Origin of the sequence: Sphingomonas faeni, assembly GCF_040407505.1 — a bacterium.
Classification (GTDB): Bacteria; Pseudomonadota; Alphaproteobacteria; order Sphingomonadales; family Sphingomonadaceae; genus Sphingomonas; species Sphingomonas faeni_E.
In genome coordinates, this window is record NZ_JAPZPQ010000001.1 from 103,973 (window position 1) to 128,536 (window position 24,564).

General features: G+C 66.5%; 20 protein-coding genes. 15 read left to right on the forward strand and 5 right to left on the reverse strand.

Annotated features, from left to right (window positions below; all coding sequences use genetic code 11):
* Positions 1-2: 2 nt before the first annotated feature.
* The 3 genes from moaB to O6X71_RS00505 are packed head-to-tail and all read right to left on the reverse strand — an operon-like array spanning position 3 to position 3,186.
* Positions 3-530, reverse strand: a complete 528-nt coding sequence (moaB, locus tag O6X71_RS00495) for a molybdenum cofactor biosynthesis protein B (protein WP_353463978.1) — start codon at positions 528-530, stop codon at positions 3-5.
* 5 nt (positions 531-535) lie between these two features.
* The gene (locus O6X71_RS00500; protein WP_353463980.1) at positions 536-2,407 is read right to left on the reverse strand and encodes a lytic transglycosylase domain-containing protein; all 1,872 of its coding nucleotides are present in this window, start codon (positions 2,405-2,407) and stop codon (positions 536-538) included.
* Positions 2,404-3,186, reverse strand: coding sequence for a uracil-DNA glycosylase (locus O6X71_RS00505; RefSeq protein WP_353463982.1), 783 nt, complete (start codon positions 3,184-3,186; stop codon positions 2,404-2,406). The genes O6X71_RS00500 and O6X71_RS00505 overlap by 4 nt, the downstream gene beginning before the upstream one ends.
* Before the next feature lie 139 nt (positions 3,187-3,325).
* Between O6X71_RS00505 and O6X71_RS00510 the strand changes: the two genes are divergently transcribed.
* The 6 genes from O6X71_RS00510 to O6X71_RS00535 all read left to right on the forward strand — a co-directional run bounded on the left by O6X71_RS00510 (position 3,326) and on the right by O6X71_RS00535 (position 11,195).
* Positions 3,326-4,987 (forward strand): electron transfer flavoprotein-ubiquinone oxidoreductase, encoded by a 1,662-nt coding sequence (locus O6X71_RS00510; protein ID WP_353463984.1) that lies wholly within the window; start codon positions 3,326-3,328, stop codon positions 4,985-4,987.
* 28 nt (positions 4,988-5,015) lie between these two features.
* On the forward strand, positions 5,016-6,401 hold the full coding sequence (locus O6X71_RS00515; protein ID WP_353463986.1) for a tetratricopeptide repeat protein: 1,386 nt from the start codon (positions 5,016-5,018) through the stop codon (positions 6,399-6,401).
* A gap of 205 nt (positions 6,402-6,606) precedes the next feature.
* The gene (locus O6X71_RS00520; protein WP_353463988.1) at positions 6,607-7,551 is read left to right on the forward strand and encodes a 4-(cytidine 5'-diphospho)-2-C-methyl-D-erythritol kinase; all 945 of its coding nucleotides are present in this window, start codon (positions 6,607-6,609) and stop codon (positions 7,549-7,551) included.
* Between the two features lie 633 nt (positions 7,552-8,184).
* Positions 8,185-9,258: a recombinase RecA gene (gene recA / locus O6X71_RS00525; RefSeq protein WP_056047175.1), complete on the forward strand. Its 1,074-nt coding sequence runs from the start codon at positions 8,185-8,187 to the stop codon at positions 9,256-9,258.
* A 459-nt stretch (positions 9,259-9,717) separates the two neighbouring features.
* Positions 9,718-10,554 carry a class I SAM-dependent methyltransferase gene (locus O6X71_RS00530; protein WP_353463990.1) on the forward strand — a complete coding sequence of 279 codons (837 nt, stop codon included), beginning with the start codon at positions 9,718-9,720 and terminating at the stop codon, positions 10,552-10,554.
* A gap of 17 nt (positions 10,555-10,571) precedes the next feature.
* Positions 10,572-11,195, forward strand: coding sequence for a glutathione S-transferase family protein (locus O6X71_RS00535; protein WP_353463992.1), 624 nt, complete (start codon positions 10,572-10,574; stop codon positions 11,193-11,195).
* A 229-nt stretch (positions 11,196-11,424) separates the two neighbouring features.
* On the opposite strand, the gene O6X71_RS00540 is transcribed toward O6X71_RS00535, so the two are convergent.
* Positions 11,425-12,762: a dicarboxylate/amino acid:cation symporter gene (locus O6X71_RS00540; RefSeq protein ID WP_353463993.1), complete on the reverse strand. Its 1,338-nt coding sequence runs from the start codon at positions 12,760-12,762 to the stop codon at positions 11,425-11,427.
* 71 nt (positions 12,763-12,833) lie between these two features.
* Between O6X71_RS00540 and O6X71_RS00545 the strand changes: the two genes are divergently transcribed.
* Complete coding sequence (locus tag O6X71_RS00545) at positions 12,834-14,114, forward strand: M24 family metallopeptidase (RefSeq protein WP_353463995.1); 1,281 nt, start codon at positions 12,834-12,836, stop codon at positions 14,112-14,114.
* Positions 14,115-14,428: 314 nt separating this feature from the next.
* On the forward strand, positions 14,429-17,080 hold the full coding sequence (alaS, locus tag O6X71_RS00550; RefSeq protein ID WP_353463997.1) for an alanine--tRNA ligase: 2,652 nt from the start codon (positions 14,429-14,431) through the stop codon (positions 17,078-17,080).
* Between the two features lie 292 nt (positions 17,081-17,372).
* On the opposite strand, the gene O6X71_RS00555 is transcribed toward alaS, so the two are convergent.
* Complete coding sequence (locus O6X71_RS00555; protein ID WP_353463999.1) at positions 17,373-19,016, reverse strand: thiamine pyrophosphate-binding protein; 1,644 nt, start codon at positions 19,014-19,016, stop codon at positions 17,373-17,375.
* A 113-nt stretch (positions 19,017-19,129) separates the two neighbouring features.
* Between O6X71_RS00555 and O6X71_RS00560 the strand changes: the two genes are divergently transcribed.
* The 7 genes from O6X71_RS00560 to O6X71_RS00590 all read left to right on the forward strand — a co-directional run bounded on the left by O6X71_RS00560 (position 19,130) and on the right by O6X71_RS00590 (position 24,412).
* Positions 19,130-20,029, forward strand: coding sequence for an SMP-30/gluconolactonase/LRE family protein (locus tag O6X71_RS00560; RefSeq protein WP_353464001.1), 900 nt, complete (start codon positions 19,130-19,132; stop codon positions 20,027-20,029).
* 209 nt (positions 20,030-20,238) lie between these two features.
* Positions 20,239-20,949 (forward strand): CoA transferase subunit A, encoded by a 711-nt coding sequence (locus O6X71_RS00565; RefSeq protein WP_060523860.1) that lies wholly within the window; start codon positions 20,239-20,241, stop codon positions 20,947-20,949.
* Positions 20,950-21,026: 77 nt separating this feature from the next.
* A complete protein-coding gene (locus tag O6X71_RS00570) occupies positions 21,027-21,905 on the forward strand; it encodes a 5'-nucleotidase, lipoprotein e(P4) family (protein WP_435368424.1) in 879 nt (292 codons plus the stop codon).
* A complete protein-coding gene (locus tag O6X71_RS00575; protein WP_353464003.1) occupies positions 21,905-22,213 on the forward strand; it encodes a DUF5076 domain-containing protein in 309 nt (102 codons plus the stop codon). Before O6X71_RS00570 ends, O6X71_RS00575 begins: the two co-directional genes overlap by 1 nt.
* Positions 22,213-22,848 carry a 3-oxoacid CoA-transferase subunit B gene (locus O6X71_RS00580; RefSeq protein ID WP_353464005.1) on the forward strand — a complete coding sequence of 212 codons (636 nt, stop codon included), beginning with the start codon at positions 22,213-22,215 and terminating at the stop codon, positions 22,846-22,848. Before O6X71_RS00575 ends, O6X71_RS00580 begins: the two co-directional genes overlap by 1 nt.
* Positions 22,848-23,531 carry a glutathione S-transferase family protein gene (locus O6X71_RS00585; protein WP_353464007.1) on the forward strand — a complete coding sequence of 228 codons (684 nt, stop codon included), beginning with the start codon at positions 22,848-22,850 and terminating at the stop codon, positions 23,529-23,531. Before O6X71_RS00580 ends, O6X71_RS00585 begins: the two co-directional genes overlap by 1 nt.
* Complete coding sequence (locus tag O6X71_RS00590) at positions 23,531-24,412, forward strand: alpha/beta hydrolase (RefSeq protein ID WP_353464009.1); 882 nt, start codon at positions 23,531-23,533, stop codon at positions 24,410-24,412. Before O6X71_RS00585 ends, O6X71_RS00590 begins: the two co-directional genes overlap by 1 nt.
* Positions 24,413-24,564 lie beyond the last annotated feature (152 nt).

Consider the following 24,564-nt stretch of genomic DNA (forward strand, 5'->3'; position numbering starts at 1 on the left):
GCTCAGCGTTCGAGCAACCGCGGCATCAATTCGACGAAGTTGCAGGGGCGGTGGCGGCTATCGAGCTGATCGCGGAGGATGCCGTCCCAGCCGTCCTTCACCGCGCCGGTCGAGCCGGGCAGCGCGAAGATATAGGTGCCATGCGACACGCAGGCGCACGCGCGCGACTGGACCGTCGAGGTGCCGATCGTCTGATAGCTGAGCATCCGGAAAAGCTCGCCAAATCCAGGGATCATCTTCTCGGCGACCTGTTCCACGGCTTCAGGCGTCACGTCGCGCCCGGTGACGCCGGTGCCGCCGGTGGTGATGATGCAGTCGATTTCGGGATCGCCGATCCACGCGTGCAGCCGCGAGACGATCGTCTCGACGTCATCCTTCTCGATCCGGCGGTCGGCGAGGACATGGCCTGCTTCGGTCAGACGTGCGACCAAAGTGTCGCCCGAGCGATCCTCGGCAAGGCCACGCGTGTCCGACACGGTCAGCACGGCAATACGCACCGGGAGGAACATCCGGCTTTCATCGATCGGCATGAAACTCAGTCCGCGCGCGTGACGGTGGTGGATTGCGGTCCGACGCTGGCATTCACCGCGACGGTGGCATTCAAGGGCACCGTGCTGGCACGATATTGCGTGTACGGCTTGGCTGCCATCCGCACCGCGGTCGCCCCCGGCAGGCCGGGGAAGCGCGGCCACATGCCCTGCGCGAGCGCGTTGCGGCTGGTCGATGCCCTCTTGCCGCCCTGTGCCTCGTACATCCAGTAGTTGCGCAGCACGGTCGTCACGTAGCCGCGCGTCTCCCAATACGGGATGCTCTCGATATACATCAGCGGGTCGCCGTTATCGTGGACGATCGCGTTCCAGTCGCCGACCGGGCGCGGGCCGGCGTTATACGCCGCGATCACCTTCGGTAGCAGTCCGCCGGTGACGCCCGCCATGTCGCGCAGCCGCTCGAGATGACGCTGGCCGACATCCATGTTGGTGCTGGGCTTGGTCAGCGCTTTCACGTCGATCGAGGTGCCACGCTCGCGCGCAAAATCGGTCGCAGCGGCGGGCATGATCTGCATGAGGCCGTACGCACCAGCCGGGCTCTTGATCGTGTTGCGGAACCGCGATTCCTCAAGCGTGTGCGCATAGACCAACGCCTTGTCGATGTGCCAGCCACTGTCGGGCGTCCAGTTCGGCGTCGGATACCGCGCCTCGGCGGTCGACGTGACCCCCTGCGGGCAATTGTGCGCGAGCCAGACGGTCGTTGCCGGCAGGCTCAGCGCTTCCGCCACCCGGACCAAGTTGGCGAACTCGCGCGGGTCGCCGATCTTGGCCTGCTGGCGGATCACGGTGTCGGCCAGATCGGTCTCGCCGACCTCGACCAGTGCCGCTGCGACACGGACGTTGGGGCGTTTGCCGACGACCTTCCAGTCGCTGGCGACGAGCCCGCCGACCGACGTCCCCTTGTCCTTCATCGCGAGCTGCTGGCGCGCAAGCTGGCCGTAGAAGCTCTCGCCGAACTGTGCCGCCGCCTTCAGTCGGCCTTCAATCTTGTCGGGCCGCGAGCACACCATGTCCGCGCGCGACGCCCAGTATAGCGCCGCCGCGCGGAGATCGACGTCGCCGGCACGCGCCGCGACACCCTCGAACCCGGTCTCGGCGTTCGCGCAATCATTCTGTCGCCACGCCGACAATGCGCCGACCCAGCGGCCTTGCACTGCCCAGTCGCCGACGCCGTCCTGTGCCTTTGCCGCCATCACGCGCGCGTTCACGTCATCGCCCTGGAGGAAATAGATCCACGCGATCTTCTGCTGCCACTCGGTCAGCGCCTCGGGAGTGAGCCCCGGCGTGCTTTCCAGCAGCGACTGCGCCTCGCGGCCCATGTCCGCCTTGACGTAGGGCTGCATCTTCAACGCGAGATCGGCGGCGATCATGTCGCCCTGCAGGCTTTTCGCACGGACGCGACGCGGCGCGCCGTCCTGCCAGATCAACCGCTGTGCTGCCGGGAGGGGAGGCAGGTCGACCGCGCCGCGGGTCGTCGCAAGGCGCGAGATCTGTGCAGCTTCGGGCAGTTCGGGCGCTTCGTTGAGCAGCGCGACGAGCGGCTCCATCTCGACGCGCGGCGAGCCCTTCGCCGTATACATCTCAGCGCGTGCGATCGCGTGCAGCGGGCCCGGCTTCATCGTGTCGAGCCCGATCTGCGCGTCGGTCCACTTGCCGTCGCGGATCGCGGCAAACACGGTCCTGTAGGCCTCGCGCTGGCTCGCATCGAGCTGGTCGGGGATCTGCTCGATCGTCGGTGCGCCGATCAACTGCGTCGTGCCGAGCCGCGCGTCGCCGGCGGGCTCGCCAGCAACGGTCGCCGCGAGTGCTGGAAAGGGGAGGGCGCTGAGCCCCAGAACGATAGCTAGAGTCCGAATCATCTCACACCCTCTTGCGACGTCAGTCCGCGCATCAACATCTGCAAATCCTTCCAGGCCTCGGCCTTGGCCGCGGGCTTCTCGATCAGAAACCGCGGATGAAAGCTCGCGACCACACCGGTCTCGCTGGATGCTTCGCCAGACGCCGAACCGGACCCCATTTGTCCGGTCTTATGGTTAAATCCGTGCAAACGCCCGCGCGCCGCCTGTAATTCCGTCCCGAGGATGGCACGGCTCGCCGCATTGCCCAGCAACAGCAGCCGCCTGGGCGCAACCAACCCGATGTGATGCTTGGCGATTTCCGACAGCCGCGCCTCGACCTCGCTCTGGATCCGCCCCGCCGTCGGCCGCTTCGCGCAAACCGCCGCGAGATGTACTTCGTCACGTGTCAGACCGATCGCTGCGAGCATCTTGTCGAGCAACCGTCCCGATGCGCCACTCAACAACGCGCCCGCATCGCCGTCGTCGCGGTCGGGGCAATCGACAAGCACCATGACCGTAGCGTCAGTCGGGCCCACCGCCGAAAGCGAAACCCCGCTCCAGTCCGCCTCGGGAACCTCCGAACTGTTCCGCCAGGCGAGGAAATCAGCCAGCAAATGCGGCATCGCGGACGGTGCGACGACCGGTGCAGCAGGCGCAGCGGAGGGAACGACAAGCGGTTCGGGCGCCGCGAACCAGTCGCGTGGAACGTCGTCGACCAGCGTGTCAACGCCAGCCTCGTGCCACCAATCGAGCGCGCTCGCGGCGGCGTTTCGCCAATCGATAGTTTGGTCCGCCCCCACGGGGTAACCTATGCTGTATGGTTGACGTGGCGGTCAACTCGCGCAATCGCCGTATTGGACAAGATGGTGCCCGCCCGAGCCCGAACGAAGGGTGGGGCGCAAAGCTATGGCAATAGGGGACATCCCCCGGGAGACGATGATGACGACACGTGAATCGATGCCGTACGACGTGGTGATCGTCGGCGCTGGCCCGGCCGGTCTCTCGGCAGCGATCCGCCTGAAACAGCTGGCCGCGGAGAAGGACGCCGAGATCAGCGTCTGCGTGCTCGAAAAGGGCTCCGAAGTCGGCGCGCACATCCTGTCGGGCGCGGTCATCGATCCCAAGAGCCTCGACGAACTGCTGCCGACCTGGCGCGAGGACGGCTGCCCGCTGGCCGAAGTCCCGGTGACCGAGAACCATCACTGGATCCTGACCAAGACGAAGAAGAGCGAGATGCCGCACTTCGTCACGCCCTCGTTCATGCACAACAAGGGCACGTATACCGGCTCGCTCGGCAACCTTTGCCGCTGGCTCGCGGGCAAGGCGGAGGAACTCGGCGTCGAGATCTTCCCGGGCTTTGCAGCTGCCGAGATCCTGTTCAACGATGACGGCTCGGTGAAGGGCGTCGCGACCGGCGACATGGGCGTCGCCCGCGACGGCACGCACAAGGGCGACTACACCCCCGGCCTCGAACTCCACGCCAAATACACCTTCTTCTCGGAAGGCTGCCGCGGGCACCTGACGAAGGAACTGATCCGCACATTCGCGCTCGACAAGGACAGCGATCCGCAGGTCTACGGCCTCGGCATCAAGGAGCTGTGGGACATCGATCCCGAACTCCACGTCCCCGGCCGCGTCATCCATACGCAGGGCTGGCCGTTGTCCGAAACCGACGGCTCGAACGGCGGCGGCTGGATCTATCACCAGGCGAACGGCCAGGTCTCGATCGGCTTCGTCACGTGGCTGAACTACACCAACCCGTATCTCTCGCCGTTCAGCGAGATGCAGCGCTGGAAGACGCATCCCGAGATCGCCGCGCTTCTCAAGGGCGCCAAGCGCGTCAGCTACGGCGCGCGCGCGATCAGCGATGGCGGGCTGCAGTCGATCCCCAAGCTCGTCATGCCCGGTGCCGCCCTCATCGGCGACAGCGCGGGCTTCCTCAACGTCCCGCGGATCAAGGGCACGCATACCGCGATGAAGTCCGGCATGATGGCCGCCGAAGCCGCGGTCGAGGCGATCGTCTCGCAGCGCGGTCACGACGAACTCGCCGCCTATCCCGAGGCGTTCGAGAAATCGTGGGTGAAGAAAGAGCTGTCGGTCGTCCGCAACGTCGTGCCGCTGGTCAAGAAGTTCGGCGACCTCGTCGGCTCGGGCCTCGCCGGCGTGACGATGTGGATGGAGCATCTGGGCATCAAGGTGCCTTTCACGATGCACCATCATCCCGATAATGAGAGCCTGTGGCGCAAGGATCTCGTCAAGCCGATCGTCTATCCGAAGCCCGATGGCGTCCTGACGTTCGACCGCCTGTCCTCCGTCTTCATCTCGAACACTAACCACGAGGAGGACCAGCCGGTCCACCTGACGCTCAAGGACGCGAGCGTGCCGATCGCCTACAACCTGCCGATGTACGACGAGCCCGCGCAACGCTATTGCCCGGCCGGCGTTTACGAAGTCGTCGGCGAGGACACTGCCGATCCGAAGTTCGTCATCAACGCGCAGAACTGCGTCCACTGCAAGACCTGCGACATCAAGGACCCCACCCAGAACATCAACTGGGTCGTACCCGAGGGCGGCGGAGGCCCCAATTATCCCAACATGTAAGCGTCTGTTTCTCGCACTCGGTCTCGTCGTGGCGGCGCCCGCCACGGCGGCGACAACCGATTTGTCCGCCTATCTGAAGGCCCGCGCTGCCGATGCCGCCGGCGAGACCGACCTCGCAGCGGCCAGTTACGCCAAGGTGCTGGCGGCATCGCCCGACGATCCCGTCGTCGCGATCCGCGCCTATCGTGAAGCGCTCGAGGCGGGCGACATGCCGCTCGCCACGCGCGCCGTCGCGGTACTGGACAAGGCCGGCGTTGCCCCCGCCGACGCCGCGCTGATCCCGCTCGCCGATGCCGCCCGCCGCAACGACGCGAAGGCCGCCAGCGCTGCGATCGGCACGTTGTCGAGCGGCCCCCTCGTAGTCCTCGCGCCCTCGCTCTACGCGTGGGTCGCGCATGCCGAGGGCCGTGATCCCGAACCGTCGCTAGCGACCGCAGCGAAAGACCCCGTCGCCAACCGCTTCGCCACGGAAACGCGCGCTCTCATCGCCGCGGCACCGCGCAAGCAACCGCTGTCGATCGGCGTCTCGCGCCTGCTCGCCCGCCTCGCCAGCGACCTCAGCGCAGGCGAACCCTCGCCGCTGTCGATCGCACTCACCCAGGCAGCCCTGCGCGCCGACCCCACCTACGACGCAGCGCGCGTCCTCCTCGCCGACGCGCTCGCCCGCAACAAGCTGGTCGACCGGGCGCTCGTCGTTCTCGACGGCGTCGACGCAAAGAGCCCGTCCGCCCCAGCAGCCGCCGCCGAACGCATCGACATCCTCGCCACCGCCGACCGCAACGGCGAAGCGCTCGCCGCCGCCAAGAACCGCGTCGACCAGAAGGGGTCGGAGCCCGCCGACTGGCAACGCTACGCCGACCTGCTGCTGACCACCGGCAACCCCGCCGAAGCCGCGACCTGGTACCAGCGCATCATCGCCGCCGACGGCGCGAAGGGCGGCAGCTGGGGCAACTGGCTGCAATATGGCGGCGCACTCGACCAGGCCGGCCGCTGGCCCGAAGCGCGCGACGCACTGGAAAAAGCCGTCGCCCGCGGCCCCGCGCAACCGCTCGCGCTCAATTATCTCGGCTTCGCGCAAGTCGAGCACGGCGACGACATCCCCGCCTCGATCAAGCTGTTAGAACGCGCCAGCCGGATCGACCCGACCAACGCGTCGATCACCGACTCGCTGGGCTGGGCCTACCACCTCTCCGGCAACACCGCCCGAGCGCTCCCCCTGCTCGAAGCCGCCGCGCAAGCCGAACCCACCAACGCAGAAATTGCCGACCACCTCGGCGACGCCTATTGGAGCACCGGCCGAAACTACGAAGCGCGCTACGCCTGGCGCGCCGCGTTGCTGACCGCCGAACCCGCAGACACGGCGCGCATAACCGCCAAGATCGCCAACGGCCTTCCCGCCAATGCCCGCCGCTGAAACAACGACTCCCGCCCTAAAGCCGAGAGGGAAGGGGCTTGCTCGGCCAACATCCGTCACCCCAGCGAACGCTGGGATCTCCCACGAGGCGCGCACCGCCCGCCAAACGATAAGATCCCAGCGTTCGCTGGGATGACGGTCGATTGTTGGCTAAGCGCATAGGCAAAGCACGCACCAAGCCCGCCGCCAAACCCCGAGACCGACAATGCCCGCCATCACCGAACCCGCTCCCGCCAAGATCAACCTAGCCCTCCACGTCCGCCGCCGCCGCCCCGACGGCTACCATGATCTCGAAACGCTCTTCGCCTTCGCCACGGAAGGCGACCTGATCACGGTAGAACCCGCCCAAACCAACAGCTTCACCATAACCGGCCCCTTCGCCGCAGCACTCCTCCCCGTCGAGAGCATCACCCCGACCCCCAACACCACCCCGGCGAAGGCCGGGGCCCAATTGGGGACGGACAACAACGAAGCACCGCGCTTGTTTAGCCCCACTCCAGGCGCCGCCCCCTGGCAAGGCAACCTCGTAACCGCCGCAGCAGACGCCTTCACCACCGCCTTCGCCCCGAACACCCACCACGCCATAACCCTAGAAAAGCACCTCCCCATCGCCTCAGGCATAGGCGGAGGTTCAGCGGACGCCGCCGCCACGCTCCGCGCGCTGGCCCGCCTCCACGGCGTACCCCCAACCGACCCCCGCCTCTACGAAATCGCCGCACAGCTCGGCGCAGACGTCCCCGCCTGCCTAGCCAACCGCACCACACTCGGCACCGGCAAAGGCGACACTCTCACCACCCTGGAAGGCCTGTCCGGCACCCCCCTCCTGCTCGTAAACCCCGGCGTCGCGGTCTCCACCGCCGCCGTCTTCAAGACCTGGGACGGCCAAGACCGAGGCCCGATCCCCGAAGGCAATCTCCTCGATCGTGCAAAAGCCGGCCGCAACGACCTCGAACCCCCCGCGCTGGCCCTCGCCCCCGCAATCGCCGAAGTCCGCACGCTCCTCGACGCAGCCCAAGGCGTCCTCCTGTCCAGGATGTCTGGCTCCGGCGCCACCTGCTTCGCGCTGTTCGAAACCCCCGAAGCCAGAGACACCGCCGCCACCGCCGCCCAAGCCAAAGGCTGGTGGACGCTCGCAACGAAGCTCGCCTGATCGATCGATAGGCGGCGGCACCTTTGAGACGGGGCGTCACAGCGCCGCCACCGCCCGTCGTCCTGACGAAAGTCAGGATCCAGAGCCGCAAACGAACTGCCCGTCACAGACACCCTTCAAACTTTAGATCAGTCGGCCGTCAAAACCCTGCATCCAAACAACCCGAACCGATCTCGACCTAAGCGCCCACACCGCCGATCCCGTCCCTCGTCGGTCATCCCGAACGTGTTCGGCATTATCTCCCACAACAAAAGCACCTCCCCGGCGAAGGCCGGGGCCCAGTTGGGAAACGCTCCTGACGACAGCCGCACGCCGTCACGCCAACCTCTCCACTTGAACCCGGCCTCCGCCGGTGAGGTGCATTTGTCCGAATCGTGTCCGCATCGACCGTCTTCCAACGCCTGCACTCAACGATCTCACGAACTCGTAGGCCCGGAGCTTCGGGCATGCGGACACGGCGGATGCTAGAATGACGCCGTTCCCGCGCCCAACGGGCTCTGCACGACGCCACCGCCGCAAATTTCCCGCAACAAACCCACCGTTCCCCACTTGTTCCAAAAGAACAAAGAGAATACATGGTGTTTGACGCGTTGAATGGCACGCGCGCTTGCTTTAGCGATGGGAGCATATTCGATGGCCGCTAATCTGAAAGTGATCGACACCGGCATGGCAACCGCAACCAACGACCGGCAGAAGGCGCTCGACGCCGCGCTCGCGCAGATCGACCGCGCCTTCGGCAAGGGCTCGGCAATGCGCCTGGGCTCCAAGGAAACCATGCAGGTCGAGGTCATCTCGACCGGCTCGCTCGGGCTTGACATCGCGCTCGGCGTCGGCGGCCTGCCGCGCGGCCGCGTGATCGAGATCTACGGTCCGGAAAGCTCGGGCAAGACCACGCTCGCGCTCCACGTGATCGCCGAGGCGCAGAAGGGCGGTGGCACCGCGGCGTTCGTCGATGCCGAGCACGCGCTCGACCCGGTTTACGCCAAGAAGCTCGGCGTCAACATCGACGAACTGATCGTCTCGCAGCCGGACACCGGCGAGCAGGCGCTTGAGATCGTCGATACGCTGGTCCGCTCGAACGCGATCGACGTGCTCGTGGTCGACTCGGTCGCAGCGCTCGTACCGCGCGCCGAAATCGAAGGCGAGATGGGCGACAGCCATGTCGGCCTCCAGGCCCGCCTGATGTCGCAGTCGCTGCGCAAGCTGACCGGCTCGATTAGTCGCTCGCGCTGCATGGTGATCTTCATCAACCAGCTCCGCATGAAGATCGGCGTCATGTACGGCAACCCCGAGACGACGACCGGCGGCAACGCGCTGAAGTTCTACGCCTCGGTCCGCCTCGACATCCGCCGCATCGGCGCGATCAAGGCCGGCGAAGAGGTGACGGGCAACCAAACGCGCGTCAAAGTCGTCAAGAACAAGGTCGCACCGCCGTTCAAGCAGGTCGAGTTCGACATCATGTACGGGCAGGGCGTCTCCAAGCTCGGCGAGATCCTAGATCTCGGCGTGAAGGCGGGCCTGGTCGAGAAGTCCGGCGCGTGGTTCAGCTACGACAGCGTTCGTTTGGGGCAAGGCCGCGAGAACTCGAAGACGTTCCTCAAGGACAATCCCGAAACCGCCGACCGCCTCGAAAAGCAGATCCGTGCGCGCACCGACAAGGTCGCCGAAGAAATGATGGCTGGCCCCGAAGAAGGCGACGACGCCTAACCCTACTTTCCCTCTCCCTCCGGGGAGAGGGAGGGACCCATTGCCTTCGCAATGGGAGGGTGAGGGCATGGTGCTTGGCCCATGGCTCATGAGGCCGAAGATGCGCACGACTGATAGTTCGAACACATGGTGAACTGACGCCGCGCCAGCCCACCTCCCAACACCACCCCGGCGAAGGCCGGGGCCCAGTTGGCATGACCCTGCAAATAAAACTCTGTGCTAAACCAAGCTCTTTAGCGGCAATGACCCCACATTCTTGAACGAGCCCCCCCCCTTGTTCTCCCGCGAAGGCGGGAGCCCAGTCTGGATCCCCGCCTTCGCGGGGAAACAAGGAAAAGCAGCGCGCCAGGCTCGGGAAAGCCTCAAAATCTGGCAACACCAAACCGTCACCAGCGTCTACACTTCCTATACTTCACTCCGAACCACCGCCCCAAACCGCAACCAAAAGTACCCCGACCCATGACCACCGCCTACGACTGGACCGGCAGAATAGGCGACGTCTGGGCCGAGGAATGGCGCCGAACCGACCGCAGTTTCACCAACCTGACCCCGCATCTGAGCGCCGCGATCCTGTCTGCCGCCATCCCCCAAACCCGCAAGATCATCGACATAGGCTGCGGCGCCGGCGCGACCTCACTAGCCACCGCGCAAGCGCTCCCGACCGCGCAGATAACTGGCATAGATCTCTCACCCACCCTGATCGAGACCGCCAAACACCGCGCCAAAACCGCATTCAACGCCAGCTTCGAATGCGCGGACATCACCGCCGCCGCCCCGAACCACGCCCCAATCGACCTCTACGTATCCCGCCACGGCGTCATGTTCTTCGCGGACCCCGTCGCCACCTTCACGACATTAGCCGAAGCCGCCGCCCCAGACGCAACACTCGTCTTCTCCTGTTTCGTCGACCGCGCCGCCAACCGCTGGGCCACCGAAATCATCACCGCGACCGGCGGCAATTCAGACGCTTCGGCAAGCACCGCACCCGGCCCCTTCGCCTTCGCCGACCCGACCTACGTCGCGAGTATTCTCGAGAAATCCGGTTGGCATGTCGCATCACCCCAGCGTGTCGAATTCGCCTACCGGGCAGGGGAAGGCACCGACCCCGTAGCCGACGCCGTCGACTATTTCCGCCGCATCGGCCCCGCCGCCTCCGCCATCCGCGACGTCGCCCCCGAGGAACGCGAGCGCCACATCGCGCGTCTCACCCAGGTCTGCGACCGGTACCGACGCGGCGACACGGTGGAATTCCCCGCCGCCGCCTGGATCTGGACCGCGCGCAAATCGTCCGAATAAAAAACAGGGGGTTCAGCATGATCATCGTCCACCACCTCGAAAACTCGCGATCGCAGCGGATCCTCTGGATGCTCGAGGAACTCGGCCTCCCCTACGAGATCAAGCGCTACGAGCGGAACAAGGCCACGATGCTCGCCCCGCCCGAACTCAAGCAGGTCCATCCGCTCGGCAAGTCGCCGGTAATCGAAGATGACGGCCAGGTGGTCGCCGAGACCGGCGCGATCGTCGAATATCTCGTCGACAAGGCGGACGGCAAACTCGGCGCCCCCGCCAACCGCGCCGACGCGCTGCGCTACCGCTTCTGGCTCCACTATGCCGAAGGCTCGATGATGCCGCCGCTGCTCCTCAAGCTCGTCCTCGCGCGCATCCCGATCCTGGGCAAGGCGGCGACCAAGAAGATCCAGCCGATGATCGACGTCCATCTCGACTATGTCGAATCCGAACTGTCGCAGCGCCCGTGGTTCGCCGGCGCCGAGATGACCGCCGCCGACATCATGATGAGCTTCCCCCTCGAAGCCGCCCGCAGCCGCGGCGGCCTCAACGAGTCCCGCCCCGCGACGATCGCGTGGCTGGCAAAGGTCCACGCGCGACCCGCGTATCAGGCCGGCCTCAAGAAGGGCGGCCCCTACGCCTACGCTTGAGTAGCGCAAGTCGGGAACCAGATGGGGGCCAAGAAGACGATCTCTCCCCCAAAGACCACCCCGGCGAAGGCCGGGGCCCAGTTGGAAAGGTCGAAATAACGATGCGCTACGGTGATCACTGGCGTCTCCCAAGTGGACCCCGGCCGTCGCCGGGGAGGTACTTCTTCAGTGATCTGCCAGCGTAAAAGGACAGCCTTGAGAAGTTACCGGTTCAAGATGCCGTCTAACCTCAAATCTGCCCCGGCCCGATCTTCTCGTAGCTATCCACGTCCACCTTTGGCCCATGCCCGGTAGGCGCATGCGGGAAATCCCGATCGGCCGGTTCCCGCTCGTCGAGCCCGCCCTCCCACTTCGCCACCACGGTCGCCGCTACGGCATTCCCGATCACGTTGGTCGCCGAGCGTCCCATGTCGAGGAAATGATCCACCGCCAGGATCAGCAGGATCCCCGCCTCCGGGATCTTGAACATCGACAGCGTCCCCGCAATCACCACCAGCGATGCGCGAGGCACCCCCGCAATCCCCTTCGACGTCACCATCAGCACCAACAGCATCGCGATCTGCTGCCCGATCGGCATGTGGATACCGTACGCCTGCGCGATGAACAGCGACGCGAACGTCATGTACATCATCGACCCGTCGAGATTGAACGAATAGCCCAGCGGCAGCACGAAGCTGGCGATCCGCGGCGGCACGCCGAACCGGTCGAGCGCCTCCAGCGTCCGCGGATACGCCGCCTCGGATGATGCCGCGGAGAACGCCAGGATTAACGGATCGCGGATATACCGCACGAGCAACCGCGTCCGCGGCCCGATCAGCAGGAACGCGATCCCGATCAGCACCGCCCACAGCAGCGCCAGCCCGATATAGAAGCTCAGCATGAAATACCCGAGCTGCCCGAGGATGGTCGGGCCCCGCTCGGCAAGCGTCGCGGTCACCGCCGCAAACACCGCGAACGGCGCGAACCGCATCACGTAGTTGGTGATCTGGAGCATCACCGCGACCAGCGCTTCGATCGCCTTCACGAGCGGCGCGGCCTTCTCGCCGACCGCGGTGATCGCGACGCCGACGAACACCGAGAACACGACGATCTGGAGGATCTCGTTGCCCGCCATCGCCGCGATCATCGAATCGGGGATGATGTGCGTGATGAACTTGGCGAGATCGAATGCCGCCCGGTCGACGCCGCTCGACGCGGTCGCCGGCGGGATCGCGAGCGCGAGACCTACACCCGGCTTCAACACGTTGACGAGGATCAGGCCCAGGGTGAGCGACAAAAGGCTAGCGCAGATGAACCAGCCGAGGCTGCGCAATCCGACCCGCCCGAGCGCACCGGTATCGCCCATATGCGCGATCCCGACCACCAGCGTCGAGAACACCAGCGGCGCGATGATCATCTTGATCAGCCGCAGGAACAGCGTCGTCACGATCGAGAAATAGCCGGCGATGTCCTTCAGCCGTTCGGCGGACTCGGCCGTGCCGTTGTCGATCGACGCGTTTAGGATCCAGCCGACGACCATCCCCGCGACGAGGCCGAACAAGATGTAATAGGTTAGCCGCTTGGCCATTAATCGCTCCCGAGAAGTGCGAACAGGGAAGGGGATTGCGGCGCCCGGGTCAAGGACCCTATCGTCCGGCGATGTCGACCGTACGCCACAAGCCCGCCTTCAGCCCCTCGCGCCGCGACCTGCTGAGCCTCGCCATCGCGGCACCATTGCTATCGACCACCGCGATCCTCCGCGCCGCTGAGCCGGACCTGTCGGCGCTGTCCGACATCACCGGCACGACCAGGCCGATCGATACCGCCGAACGCGCTGCGAGGCTGGTGCACGCGCAGGCGTTGATGAAGGCGGCGGGCATCGGCGCGGTGCTGATCGAGCCGGGATCGTCGATGATCTACTTCACCGGCGTCCGCTGGCACACGAGCGAGCGGCTGACGCTGGCGATCCTCCCGGTCGAGGGCGAGCCGTGCATCGTCACGCCGTTCTTCGAGGAACCCTCGGTGCGCGAGACGCTCGCCGTCCCCGCCGAGGTGCGCGTCTGGCAGGAGGACGAGAATCCGCTCGCCGTGGTCGCCGGCTTCCTGCGCGACCGAAAGCTCGCCACGCGGCCGATCGGGCTGGAGGCGGAGGTGCGCTACTTTGCTTATGCGGGGCTCCAGCGCGTGCTGCCCGATGCGAGGATTGTCTCCGCCGACCCGGTCGTCCGCGCCTGCCGGATGATCAAGACCCCCGCCGAGATCGCGCTGATGCAGGCGGCGACCGAGGTCACGCTCGCCGCCTATCGCTGGACCAAGCCGCGCGTCGAGAAGGGCATGACCGGCCCGGAAATCGGCGCGCTCATGAATGCCGCGACCAAGAAACTCGGCGGCGCGCCCGAATTCGCGCTCGCGCTGATCGGCGAGGCGTCCGCCTATCCGCACGGCAGCCGCGAGATCCACCGCGTCGCCGACGGCCAGGTCGTGCTGATGGACTGTGGCTGCACCTTGCAGGGTTATCAGTCCGACATCTCGCGCACCTGGGTCCACGGCGCGGCAACCGTCGACCAGCGCAGGACGTGGGACCAGGTCGCCCGCGGCCAGCAGATCGCGTTTGCCGCGGCCAAGATCGGCGCACCCGCCGGCAGCATCGACGACGCGGTGCGGCGCCATTACGAAACGCTCGGCTATGGCCCCGGCTACAAGCTCCCCGGCCTGTCGCATCGCACCGGCCACGGCATCGGCATGGACGGCCACGAACCCGTCAACCTCGTCCGCGGCGAGACGACCAGGCTCGCAGCGGGGATGTGTTTCTCGGACGAGCCGGGCATCTACATTCCCGGGAGGTACGGCGTGCGGATCGAGGATTGTTTCCACATGACTGATGCGGGCCCGAAATGGTTCAGCGAGCCGCCCAGGTCGCTGGATGCGCCGTTGGGGTAGTGGAGGCCTAAGGACCGCCACCACACCGGCGAAGGCCGGGGCCCAATTGGGGGACGGCGATAACGAAGCGCTGCTCTCCATTATTTCCGCCTCTCCAATTGGGCCCCGGCCTTCGCCGGGGTGGTGCATTGGGCGAACGGCAGCTCTCAACGAACCGCAGCACCCGCCTCCTTGTTCTCGCGCGAAGGCGGGAGCCCAGTCTGGATCCCCGCCTTCGCGGGGAAACAAGCCATCTTCGTTTCAATACGATGCGTGCAAGGCGAGCGCTACACCTCCACTTGAGCGAACCGCCCCGCTCGCCTAAGTCCCCGCGCATGACATCGACGAACGACATCCGCCGCGGCTTCCTCGACTATTTCGGATCGCAGGGGCACCAGATAGTGCCCAGCGCACCGCTCGTGCCGCAGAACGACCCGACGCTGATGTTCGTCAACGCCGGGATGGTGCCGTTCAAGAACGTCTTCACCGGCCTCGAATCGCGCCCCTACACCACAGCCACCTCGTCGCAGAAATGCGTCCGCGCCGGCGGCAAGCACAACGATCTCGACAATGTCGGCTACACCGCGCGCCACCACACGTTCTTCGAAATGCTCGGCAATTTCTCGTTCGGCGATTATTTCAAGGAACAGGCGATCGTCCACGCCTGGACGTTGCTGACGCGCGAATGGGGCCTGTCGCCCGACAAATTGACCGCCACCGTCTACCACACCGACGACGAAGCGTTCGATCTCTGGAAGAAGGTCGCCGGCCTCCCCGATCACCGCATCATCCGCATCCCGACCAAGGACAATTTCTGGTCGATGGGCGACAGCGGGCCGTGCGGGCCGTGCTCGGAAATCTTCTACGATCACGGCGACCACATCTTCGGCGGCCCTCCCGGCAGCCCCGACGAGGACGGCGATCGCTTCGTCGAGATCTGGAACCTCGTGTTCATGCAATACGAGCAGGAGAATGCCGAGATCGTCGGCAACCTGCCCAAGCCCTCGATCGACACCGGCATGGGGCTCGAGCGCATCGCCGCGGTCATGCAGGGCGTCACCGACAATTACGACACCGACACGTTCAAGGCGCTGATCGCCGCCTCGGGCGCGCTGACGCACACCGCAACCGATGGCGCCAACACCGCCAGCCACCGCGTGATCGCCGATCACCTGCGCACCGCGGGCTTCCTGATCGCGGACGGCGTGCTGCCCGCGAGCGAGGGCCGCGGCTATGTCCTGCGCCGGATCATGCGCCGCGCGATGCGCCACGCGCACATCCTCGGCGCCAAGCAGCCGCTGATGCACCGTCTGGTCCCCGCCCTCGTTACCGAAATGGGCGCCGCCTATCCCGAGCTGTCGCGCGCACGTCCGCTGATCGAGGCGACGTTGCAGCAGGAGGAAACGCGCTTCCGCCAGACGCTCGACAAGGGGCTGAAGCTGCTCGACGAAGCGACCACCGGGATGACCGACGGCACGCTCGCCGGCGACGTCGCATTCAAGCTCTACGACACCTACGGCTTCCCGTACGACTTGACCGAGGACGCGCTGCGCGAACGCAACATCGCGGTCGACCGCGAAGGCTTCGACACCGCGATGGCCGAACAGAAGCGCGCCGCCCGCGCCGCCTGGAAGGGCTCGGGCGCGAAGGCCTCGGACGATATCTGGTTCGACATCGTCGAGCAGACCGGCGGCACCGAATTCCTCGGCTACGCATCGGATACGGGCGAGGGCGAAGTCGTCGCACTGGTCAAGGACGGAGCCCGCGTTGACCACGCCACCACCGGCGATACGGTGGCGATCGTCGTCAACCAGACGCCTTTCTACGGCGAAAGCGGCGGCCAGGTCGGCGACGCGGGCCACATCTCGAACGACAGCGGCCTGCGCGCGAACGTCACCGAGACCTCGAAGCAACTCGGCCGCGTGTTCGTCCATCACGCGATCGTCGACGCCGGCGAGATCAAGGTCGGCGACCCGGTCAAGCTCCAGATCGACGTCGCCCGCCGCGCACAGATCCGCGCCAATCACTCCGCAACGCACCTCCTGCACGAGGCCCTCCGCGAGCGCCTCGGCACGCACGTCGCGCAGAAAGGGAGCCTCGTCGCGCCCGACCGCCTGCGCTTCGACTTCTCGCAGCCGGTCGCGATGACCCCCGCCGACATCGCGCAGGTCGAGGCCGACGTGAACGCGCAGGTCCGCGGCAACGGCGCGGTGACGACGCTGCTGATGACCCCCGACGACGCGATCGCGATGGGTGCGATGGCACTGTTCGGCGAGAAATACGGCGACGAGGTTCGCGTCGTATCGATGGGATCGACCGACGAGGGCACCTACTCGATCGAGCTGTGCGGCGGCACGCATGTCAACGCGCTCGGCGACATCGGCCTGTTCAAGGTCGTCGGCGAAGGCGCGGTCTCCAGCGGCATCCGCCGTGTCGAGGCGCTCACCGGCGAAGCGGCGCGCGCCTATCTAACCAGCCGCGACGATCGCCTCCGCGAGGCTGCGGCGGTACTCAAATCGACCCCCGACGAGGTCCCGGCGCGCGTCGCATCGCTGCTCGAAGACCGCCGCCGCCTCGAACGCGAACTCGCCGACGCGAAGAAGGCGCTCGCGCTCGGCGGCGGTGGATCGGGCGAAGCGGCTGGCCCGGAGCAAGTCGGCAACGTCGCGTTCATCGGCCAGGTGCTCAACGACTTCGAAGCCAAGGGCCTGCGCGGAGCGGTCGACGAGGCCAAGCAGCGTCTGGGTTCGGGTATCGCGGTGATGGTCGCGATCAACGACGGCCGCGCTTCGGTCGCGGTCGGCGTGACGGCGGACCTGGTGCCCAGCCACAACGCCGTCGACCTGCTCAAGATCGCGGTGGCGACGCTGGGCGGGCAGGGCGGCGGCGGCCGTCCCGACATGGCTCAGGGCGGTGGACCTGAAGGCGACAAGGCTGCGGAAGCAGTGGCGGCGGTGCGGACGAAGTTGGAAGCGGCGGGCGCCTGAACTCGCCGCCGCAGCAAGCTAACCCCAAGCAATGTTCCCCCGCGGACGCGGGGGCCCAGCTAAGTACCGCTAGCTGCCTTGACTCCTGGACCCCCGCCTTTGCGGGGGTCCAGTGGCTGCGCGGATGAAGTCACCCGCGACAACTACCTCCGCCCCGGCGAAGGCCGGGGCCCAATTGGCAAGGCCGATATAACGGAGGCTCGTCCCTCGTTACAGCCGTTCCCCAATTGGGCCCCGGCCTCCGCCGGGGTGGTGCTTATGTGGAGCGCGGAGCCTTATTTCAGAAGGCAAGTCAGCCCCCACGAACCTTCGCCAGCGTAGTCCCAGCGGTAATCGCCTCGATATCCGTCACCACATGCAGCAACCGCACCCCAGGCCGAGACATCGCCTGGTTCAGCGTCCCCGCAAAATCTTCGGTCCGAGAAACCGTCTCCGCCCAACACCCATAAGCCCGCCCCAGCGCAGCAAAGTCCGGGTTCCGCAACCCAGTCCCCGACACCCGCCCCGGATACTCCCGCTCCTGATGCATGCGGATCGTGCCGTAGGCGCCATTATCCACGACGATCACCAGAATGTCCGCGCCGTGTGCGACCGCTGTTGCCAGTTCTTGGCCGTTCATCAGGAAGCAGCCGTCGCCTGCCAGCGCCACGACGGTCCGTTCCGGATGACGCAACGATGCTGCGACCGCGGCCGGCACGCCGTACCCCATTGCTCCAGCCGTCGGCGCTAGCTGCGTGCCCGGTCCGGCGTACGCCCAGTACCGATGCCACCAGCCCGAGTAATTCCCCGCGCCGTTGCAGATGATCGCATCCGCCGGCAGCCGCTCTCGCATCGCCGTTACGCAGGGGCCGAGGTCCATGACGAGGTCACGCGGGCTTGGCGTCGACCACGCAAGCCACTCCGCATGCGCCTCCGCCCCGGCAGTTCGCGGCGGTAGGTCGACCGCCAGCAACGCTTCGGCAAACTCCTCCATCCCCGCACACACCGCCACGTCCGCGCGGTAAGTCCGGTGCAGTTCGTCCGGATCGGGGTGGACGTGGATCAGACGCTGCCCAGAATGATCGGGCGTGATCAGCGCATACCCATCGGTCGTCGCCTCCCCCAGCCGCGGCCCGACGACCAGCAGCAGATCCGCCGCCTTCACCCGCTCGACCAGCTTCGGATTGGGTCCATACCCCAAATTTCCAGCCCAAACCGGGCAGTCGTTCGGGATCGCATCCTGCCGCCGAAACGCCGCCACCACCGGGATCCCGTTACGATCTGCCCAAGTCGAGAACGCCCCTGACGCCGCTACATCCCAGCCTGCGCCGCCGACGATCGCTAACGGCCGCTCCGCCGTTGTCAAAAGGTCGGCGAGCAAGTCCAACGTATCGGTATCGCAAGCTTGTGCGACCCGCTCGACCCGAGGCCGATCGACCGCCTCGACCACATCCAGCAGCATGTCCTCAGGCAACGCCAGCACCACCGACCCCGGCCGCCCCGACATCGCCGTCGCATAGGCCCGCGCGACATATTCCGGGATCCGCCGCGCATCGTCGATCCGCGCCGCCCACTTCGCGATGGGGGCAAACATCGCCTGGAAATCGATCTCCTGGAACGCCTCGCGGTCGCGCGTGCCGCGGTCGATATCGCCCACGAAGAGGATCATCGGCTGCGAATCCTGCATCGCGACGTGCACGCCGATCGACGCGTTGGTCGCGCCCGGCCCGCGGGTCACGAACGCCACCCCCGGCCGATGCGTCAGCGTCCCGTCCGCGCACGCCATGAACCCGACACCGCCCTCCTGCCGACACACCACGAGGTCGATCGCCGGCGTATCATGCAGCGCATCGAGCACGGCGAGGAAGCTCTCCCCCGGCACGGTGAATATCCGGTCGCAGCCCTGTGCGACGAGTTGGTCGACCAGAATACGGCCGCCGGTGCGTGGTGTGATCATCTGCGTATCCTGCCGCCGGTCGCGTGCGAAGTCGAGAAATGTCGCGTCGACCGGTGAGACGCGGCTACGCTTGCGCCGAAGTCGGGACCAACCCGACTCGCCCGGAGAGGATCATGACCGAATTCACCACCGTCGCCAGTGGCTTGCGCTTCCCCGAAGGTCCCGTCGCGATGCCCGACGGCAGCATCATCCTCGTCGAAATCGAAGCCGGCCGCATCACTCGCATCGCCCCAGACGGATCGAAAACGACGGTCGCCGAACCCGGCGGCGGCCCCAACGGCCTCGCGATCGGCGCGGACGGCAAGCTCTATTGCTGCAACAACGGCGGCTTCGCGTGGCGCGAGGCCAACGGCTTCCTTACCCCGCACGGCCAGCCGGACGACTATTCGGGCGGCCGGATCGAGCGGATCGACATCGCCACCGGCGTGGTCGAGATCCTCTACAAGGACGGCGATTTCGGCTGCTCGCTGCGAGGCCCCAACGACATCGTCTTCGATTCGCACGGCGGCTTCTGGTTCACCGACCACGGCAAATCGCGCGCCCGCGCCCGCGACATCACCGGCATCTTCTACGCGAAGGCCGACGGCAGCCATCTGGAAGAAGTCATCTTCCCGAGCGAAAACCCCAACGGTATCGGCCTCTCGCCCGACGGCACGCGGCTGTACGCGGCGGAGACGTTCACCTGCCGGCTGATGGCGTTCGACATCGTCGCGCCCGGCAAGGTCGCCAGCACGTCGGGCACGCCGCTCTACCGTCCCGCCGGCTACAAGTTCTTCGATTCGCTCGGCATCGAGGCATGCGGCAACATCTGCGTCGCGACGATCGGGGAATGCGGCATCAGCGTGATCTCGCCCGCCGGAGAACTGGTCGAGTTCGTCGCGACCGACGACGTGTTCACGACCAACATCTGCTGGGGCGGTGTGGACATGATGGACGCGTACATCACCTGCTCGGGCAGCGGCCGGCTGGTGAAGACGCGGTGGAAGCGGTCGGGGTTGAAGCTGGCGTATTGAGCCGACTCAATCCTCCCCCGCCAGGGGGAGGTGGCACCGAAGGTGACGGAGGGGGAGGACACGTAACGGAGGTTTCCCTTTCCGCCCCCTCCGTCCGGCAAAGGCCGGCCACCTCCCCCTGGCGGGGGAGGATCGTGAGAAGTCGCTCGAGGTACGTTGCCGAGTGCCAACCACCGGCTTATGCGAGGCCAAAGACCTTAGGAGGATGCATGGCGAACAAGCTCTACACCGACGCGGCGGCGGCGCTCGAAGGCGTGCTGTTCGACGGCATGACGATCTGCGCGGGCGGGTTCGGGCTCTGCGGCATCCCAGAACGCCTGATCGACGCAATCGAGGCGTCTGGGGTGAAGGACCTGACGATCGCCAGCAACAATGCCGGGATCGACGGGCAGGGCCTCGGCAAACTGCTCCGCTCGCGCCAGGTGAAGAAGATGATCTCGTCCTATGTCGGCGAGAACAAGGAATTCGAGCGGCAGTATCTCAGCGGTGAACTCGAGGTCGAGTTCTGCCCGCAGGGCACGCTCGCCGAACGCTGCCGGGCAGGGGGGGCGGGCATCCCCGGCTTCTACACCAAGACCGGCGTCGGCACGCAGGTCGCCGAGGGCAAGGAAACCAAGGTCTTCGATGGCCAGGAATATATCCTCGAACGCGGCATCCGCGCCGATCTCGCGATCATCAAGGGCTGGAAGGCGGACGAGAGCGGCAACCTCATCTTCCGCAAGACCGCACGCAACTTCAACCAGCCGATGGCGACTGCGGGGAAGATCTGCGTCGCCGAGGTCGAGGAGATCGTCCCCGTCGGCAGCCTCGATCCCGACACGATCCACCTGCCGGGCATCTACGTGAAGCGGATGATCGTCGGCGCGCCGTACGACAAGCAGATCGAGTTCCGCACCGTTCGCGAGCGGGTTTCCGCGTGAAGCGAGGCCTGATGGTTGATCGCGAGCACTCCCCGTTCTCCTGCGAACGCAGGAGCCCAGGGTCACGAGCGCTGCGGGTGGTATCCTGGACCCCTGCGTTCGCAGGGGCACTGGTGCTCCAAGGCTGCGTCAGCGTGTCCGCGCCGACCTCGATCGCAGCCACACCGACTGTCTCCGCCCCCGTCACCGTCGACGGCGTCCCCGCCGGCATGCAGTATCTCTACGCCTCGGGCGAAGCCGCCGCCGTCAGCATCCAGGCCTGGAACGCGCTCGTCGGCTACGTCGGCTCGCAACGCACACCAACCTCGGTCGTTCTCGACCAAGGCGCCACGCTTGCCGCGCCGGTCTTCACCACCTGCGGCAACAAGCCCAAAGCCGCGGTGTTCGACGTCGACGAAACCGTCCTCCTCAACCTCGGCTTCGAATACGACGCATCCTCCGGCCAACCCTGGTCCGATCCCCGCTGGCAGGACTGGGAGCGGACCGGCGTCAAGCAGGTCGCGCCCGTCCCCGGCGCCCTTGCAGCGCTCACCCAGCTCCGCGCGATGGGCGTCACGGTGATCTTCAACACCAACCGCTCCGCCGCCAACGCCGCGCAGACTGAGGCCACGATCGAAGCCGCCGGCCTCAGCCCAGCGCGCCACGGCGAGACGCTGTTCCTCGCCGGCGACGACGCGATGGGCTCGAAGAAGGACGGCCGCCGCGCGATGATCGCGGCGCGGTACTGCGTCGTCGCGATGGGCGGCGACCAGCTCGGCGACTTCAGCGACCTGTTCAACGCCGGCCAGACCCCCGCTGCGCGCCGCGCCGCCGTCCAGTCGCCCGCGATCGCCGCGAAATGGGGAGCAGGGTGGTTCGTCCTGCCCAACCCCGTCTACGGCACCGCGCTGAAAGGCGACCGCGACGAGGTATTCCCGCCAGCAGTCCGCTGGGCCCCGACAGGAGGCGTACGCTGATGGCCGACCATCCCAACGCGATCGCGCTCGACAAGGGCGCGCAACTCACCAGCGAATCGGTCGAGGTCGCGCGGATCTGGATCACCAACGGCGCCGGCAGCAACGTGCTGATCGACGCGGGCATCCTCGAAGAGCCCACCGTGTTCGGCTACCTTCTTGCCGACACGATCCGCCACGCCGCGCGCGCCTATGCGGGCACCTGGGGCCTCGACGAGGACGCCGCGTTGCAGGCGATCGTCGACGGCGTCGGCACCGAGCTTCGCGAACAATTCACGACCATCACCACAATCCAGGAAGGAATGCACTGATGCCCTGGGACCGTAACCAGATGGCCGCGCGCGCCGCCAAGGAATTGAAGGACGGCTATTACGTCAATCTCGGCATCGGCATCCCGACGCTGGTCGCGAACAACATCCCCGAGGGCATGACCGTCACGCTCCAATCGGAGAACGGCATGCTCGGGATCGGCCCGTTCCCGTACGCGGGCGAGGAGGACGCCGACCTGATCAACGCCGGCAAGCAGACGATCAGCGAACTCCCCTCGTCGGTCTATTTCAGCTCGTCGGACAGCTTCGCGATGATCCGCGGTGGCCATATCGACCTTACGGTGCTCGGCGCGATGGAGGTCAGCGAAGGCGGCGACATCGCCAACTGGATGATCCCCGGCAAGATGATCAAGGGCATGGGCGGCGCGATGGACCTGGTCGCAGGCGTCAAGCAGATCATCGTCGTGATGGACCACAATGCCAAGGACGGAAGCCCCAAGTTCATTCCGTCCTGCACGCTGCCGCTGACCGGCAAGAACGTCGTCGACATGATCGTCACCGACCTCGCCGTGTTCCAGCGCCCCGATCACGACAGCCCGTTCAAGCTCGTCGAGATGGCGCCGGGCGTCACCGCGGACGAGATCGCCGCGAAGACCACCGCGCGCTACACCGCCTGATGCGCTACACCCTCGTCACCGCGAACCGCAATTACTCGAGCTGGTCGCTGCGCCCCTGGGTCCTGATGAAGGCGCTCGGGATCGACTTCGAGGACCGGATCGAGCCGTTCCTGGAGCCCGTCAATTACGAGGCGTTCCGCGCCTTCTCGCCGACCGGACAGGTGCCGGTGCTGATCGACGACGAGCGGACGGTATGGGATTCGCTCGGCATCGTCCTCTACCTTGCTGAACGCCACGACGGTGTCTGGCCGGTCGATCAGGAGGCACGCGCGTGGGCGATCTGCGCGACCGCCGAAATGCATGGCGGGTTCTCCGCGCTCCGCAACGAGCGCACGATGAACGTCGGCGTCCGAGTCGATGCTGCGCCCGGTAGCGACGCGCTCGACCGCGACGTCGCGCGGATCGCCGAACTCTGGAGCGAGGGACTCGACCGGTTCGGCGGCCCGTGGCTCGCTGGTGCCGAGTTCACCGCCGTTGACGCCTTCTATGCGCCGGTCGCGTTCCGCGTGCGGACCTACGGGATCGACGTCGGTCCGGCAGGGCTCGCCTGGGTCGAGCGGATCGTCGCGCACCCGGCGATGCGCGAATGGGAAGCGACCGCGCTCGCCGAGACATGGCGCGAGGAAAGCCACGAGGCCGACCTCCTCATCTGTGGGTCCATCACCGCGGACTTCCGCCGCTGATGCGCCGCGCCGTGATCGTCATAGCGCTGATCGTCATCCTGATCGCAGGCACGGCGTTCACCGCAGGGCCGGGTACGCTCAGCGTCCTCGACGGCGTGATGGGCGGCGGTCGCGGCACAGCGCGCATCCGCGAAGGCGTCCCGTTCGGCACGCATGGGCAAAAGCTCGACGTCTGGCGCCCATCCGGTGGCGCGAAGACCGGCCTGCCGGTGCTGATCTTCTGGTACGGCGGCGGCTGGGTGCACGGCTCGCGCGGCGCCTACGCGTTCGCCGCGCGCGCCTATGCGAAGGTGGGTTACGTCGTCGTCATGCCCGACTACCGCAAAGTCCCCGACGTCCGCTTCCCCGCCTTCCTCCAGGACGGCGCCGAGGCGGTGAAATGGACGCGCGACCACATCGCAGAGGCCGGCGGCGACCCGAACCGGATCGCTGTCGCCGGCCATTCCGCGGGCGCCTACACCGTCGCGATGCTGACGCTCGACGAGCGCTGGCTGAAGGCGGAAGGCGTCGACCCCCACATCATCAAGGCCGCGGTAGGCCTGTGCGGCCCGTACGACTTCTACCCCTTCACCGCGAAACGCGCGATCGACGCGATGCAGGGTGCCGCCGACCCGGTGATGACCCAGCCGATCCACTTCGCGCGCGCCGACGCCCCGCCGATGCTGCTGATCACCGCCGGCGACGACACGCAGGTCAAGCCGCACAACGCGATCAACCTCACCGCGCGGCTGAAGGCGCTCGGGGCGCCGGTAACGCACATCGATTACCCCGGTTTGAGCCACGAGAACGTCGCGATGGCACTCTCGAAACCGTTCCGTGGGAAAGCGCCGGTGCTCGCCGACAGCGTCGCCTTCCTGAATGCGGCGATGCCCACACGGTAACCGCTCTTGTGTCCCCGCGAAGGCGGGGACCCAGACTGGGCTCCCGCCTTCGCGGGAGAACAAACTTCCTCTGAGCGTGACCCCGCCTCCTTCCAACGACCGAAAATTACATACAACCTTGGCGCGGCACCCCTTTTCGGTTACCGCGCGCT

Bases quoted from the DNA above. Each gene is read 5' to 3' on its own strand.
- O6X71_RS00500 (WP_353463980.1), bottom strand. From the start codon at position 2,407: ATGATTCGGACTCTAGCTATCGTTCTGGGGCTCAGCGCCCTCCCCTTT.
- O6X71_RS00545 (WP_353463995.1), top strand. From the start codon at position 12,834: ATGTCGACCGTACGCCACAAGCCCGCCTTCAGCCCCTCGCGCCGCGAC.
- O6X71_RS00535 (WP_353463992.1), top strand. From the start codon at position 10,572: ATGATCATCGTCCACCACCTCGAAAACTCGCGATCGCAGCGGATCCTC.
- recA (WP_056047175.1), top strand. From the start codon at position 8,185: ATGGCCGCTAATCTGAAAGTGATCGACACCGGCATGGCAACCGCAACC.
- O6X71_RS00565 (WP_060523860.1), top strand. From the start codon at position 20,239: ATGGCGAACAAGCTCTACACCGACGCGGCGGCGGCGCTCGAAGGCGTG.
- O6X71_RS00555 (WP_353463999.1), bottom strand. From the start codon at position 19,016: ATGATCACACCACGCACCGGCGGCCGTATTCTGGTCGACCAACTCGTC.
- O6X71_RS00590 (WP_353464009.1), top strand. From the start codon at position 23,531: ATGCGCCGCGCCGTGATCGTCATAGCGCTGATCGTCATCCTGATCGCA.
- alaS (WP_353463997.1), top strand. From the start codon at position 14,429: ATGACATCGACGAACGACATCCGCCGCGGCTTCCTCGACTATTTCGGA.
- O6X71_RS00510 (WP_353463984.1), top strand. From the start codon at position 3,326: ATGACGACACGTGAATCGATGCCGTACGACGTGGTGATCGTCGGCGCT.
- moaB (WP_353463978.1), bottom strand. From the start codon at position 530: ATGCCGATCGATGAAAGCCGGATGTTCCTCCCGGTGCGTATTGCCGTG.
- O6X71_RS00575 (WP_353464003.1), top strand. From the start codon at position 21,905: ATGGCCGACCATCCCAACGCGATCGCGCTCGACAAGGGCGCGCAACTC.
- O6X71_RS00585 (WP_353464007.1), top strand. From the start codon at position 22,848: ATGCGCTACACCCTCGTCACCGCGAACCGCAATTACTCGAGCTGGTCG.
- O6X71_RS00580 (WP_353464005.1), top strand. From the start codon at position 22,213: ATGCCCTGGGACCGTAACCAGATGGCCGCGCGCGCCGCCAAGGAATTG.
- O6X71_RS00530 (WP_353463990.1), top strand. From the start codon at position 9,718: ATGACCACCGCCTACGACTGGACCGGCAGAATAGGCGACGTCTGGGCC.
- O6X71_RS00540 (WP_353463993.1), bottom strand. From the start codon at position 12,762: ATGGCCAAGCGGCTAACCTATTACATCTTGTTCGGCCTCGTCGCGGGG.
- O6X71_RS00520 (WP_353463988.1), top strand. From the start codon at position 6,607: ATGCCCGCCATCACCGAACCCGCTCCCGCCAAGATCAACCTAGCCCTC.
- O6X71_RS00560 (WP_353464001.1), top strand. From the start codon at position 19,130: ATGACCGAATTCACCACCGTCGCCAGTGGCTTGCGCTTCCCCGAAGGT.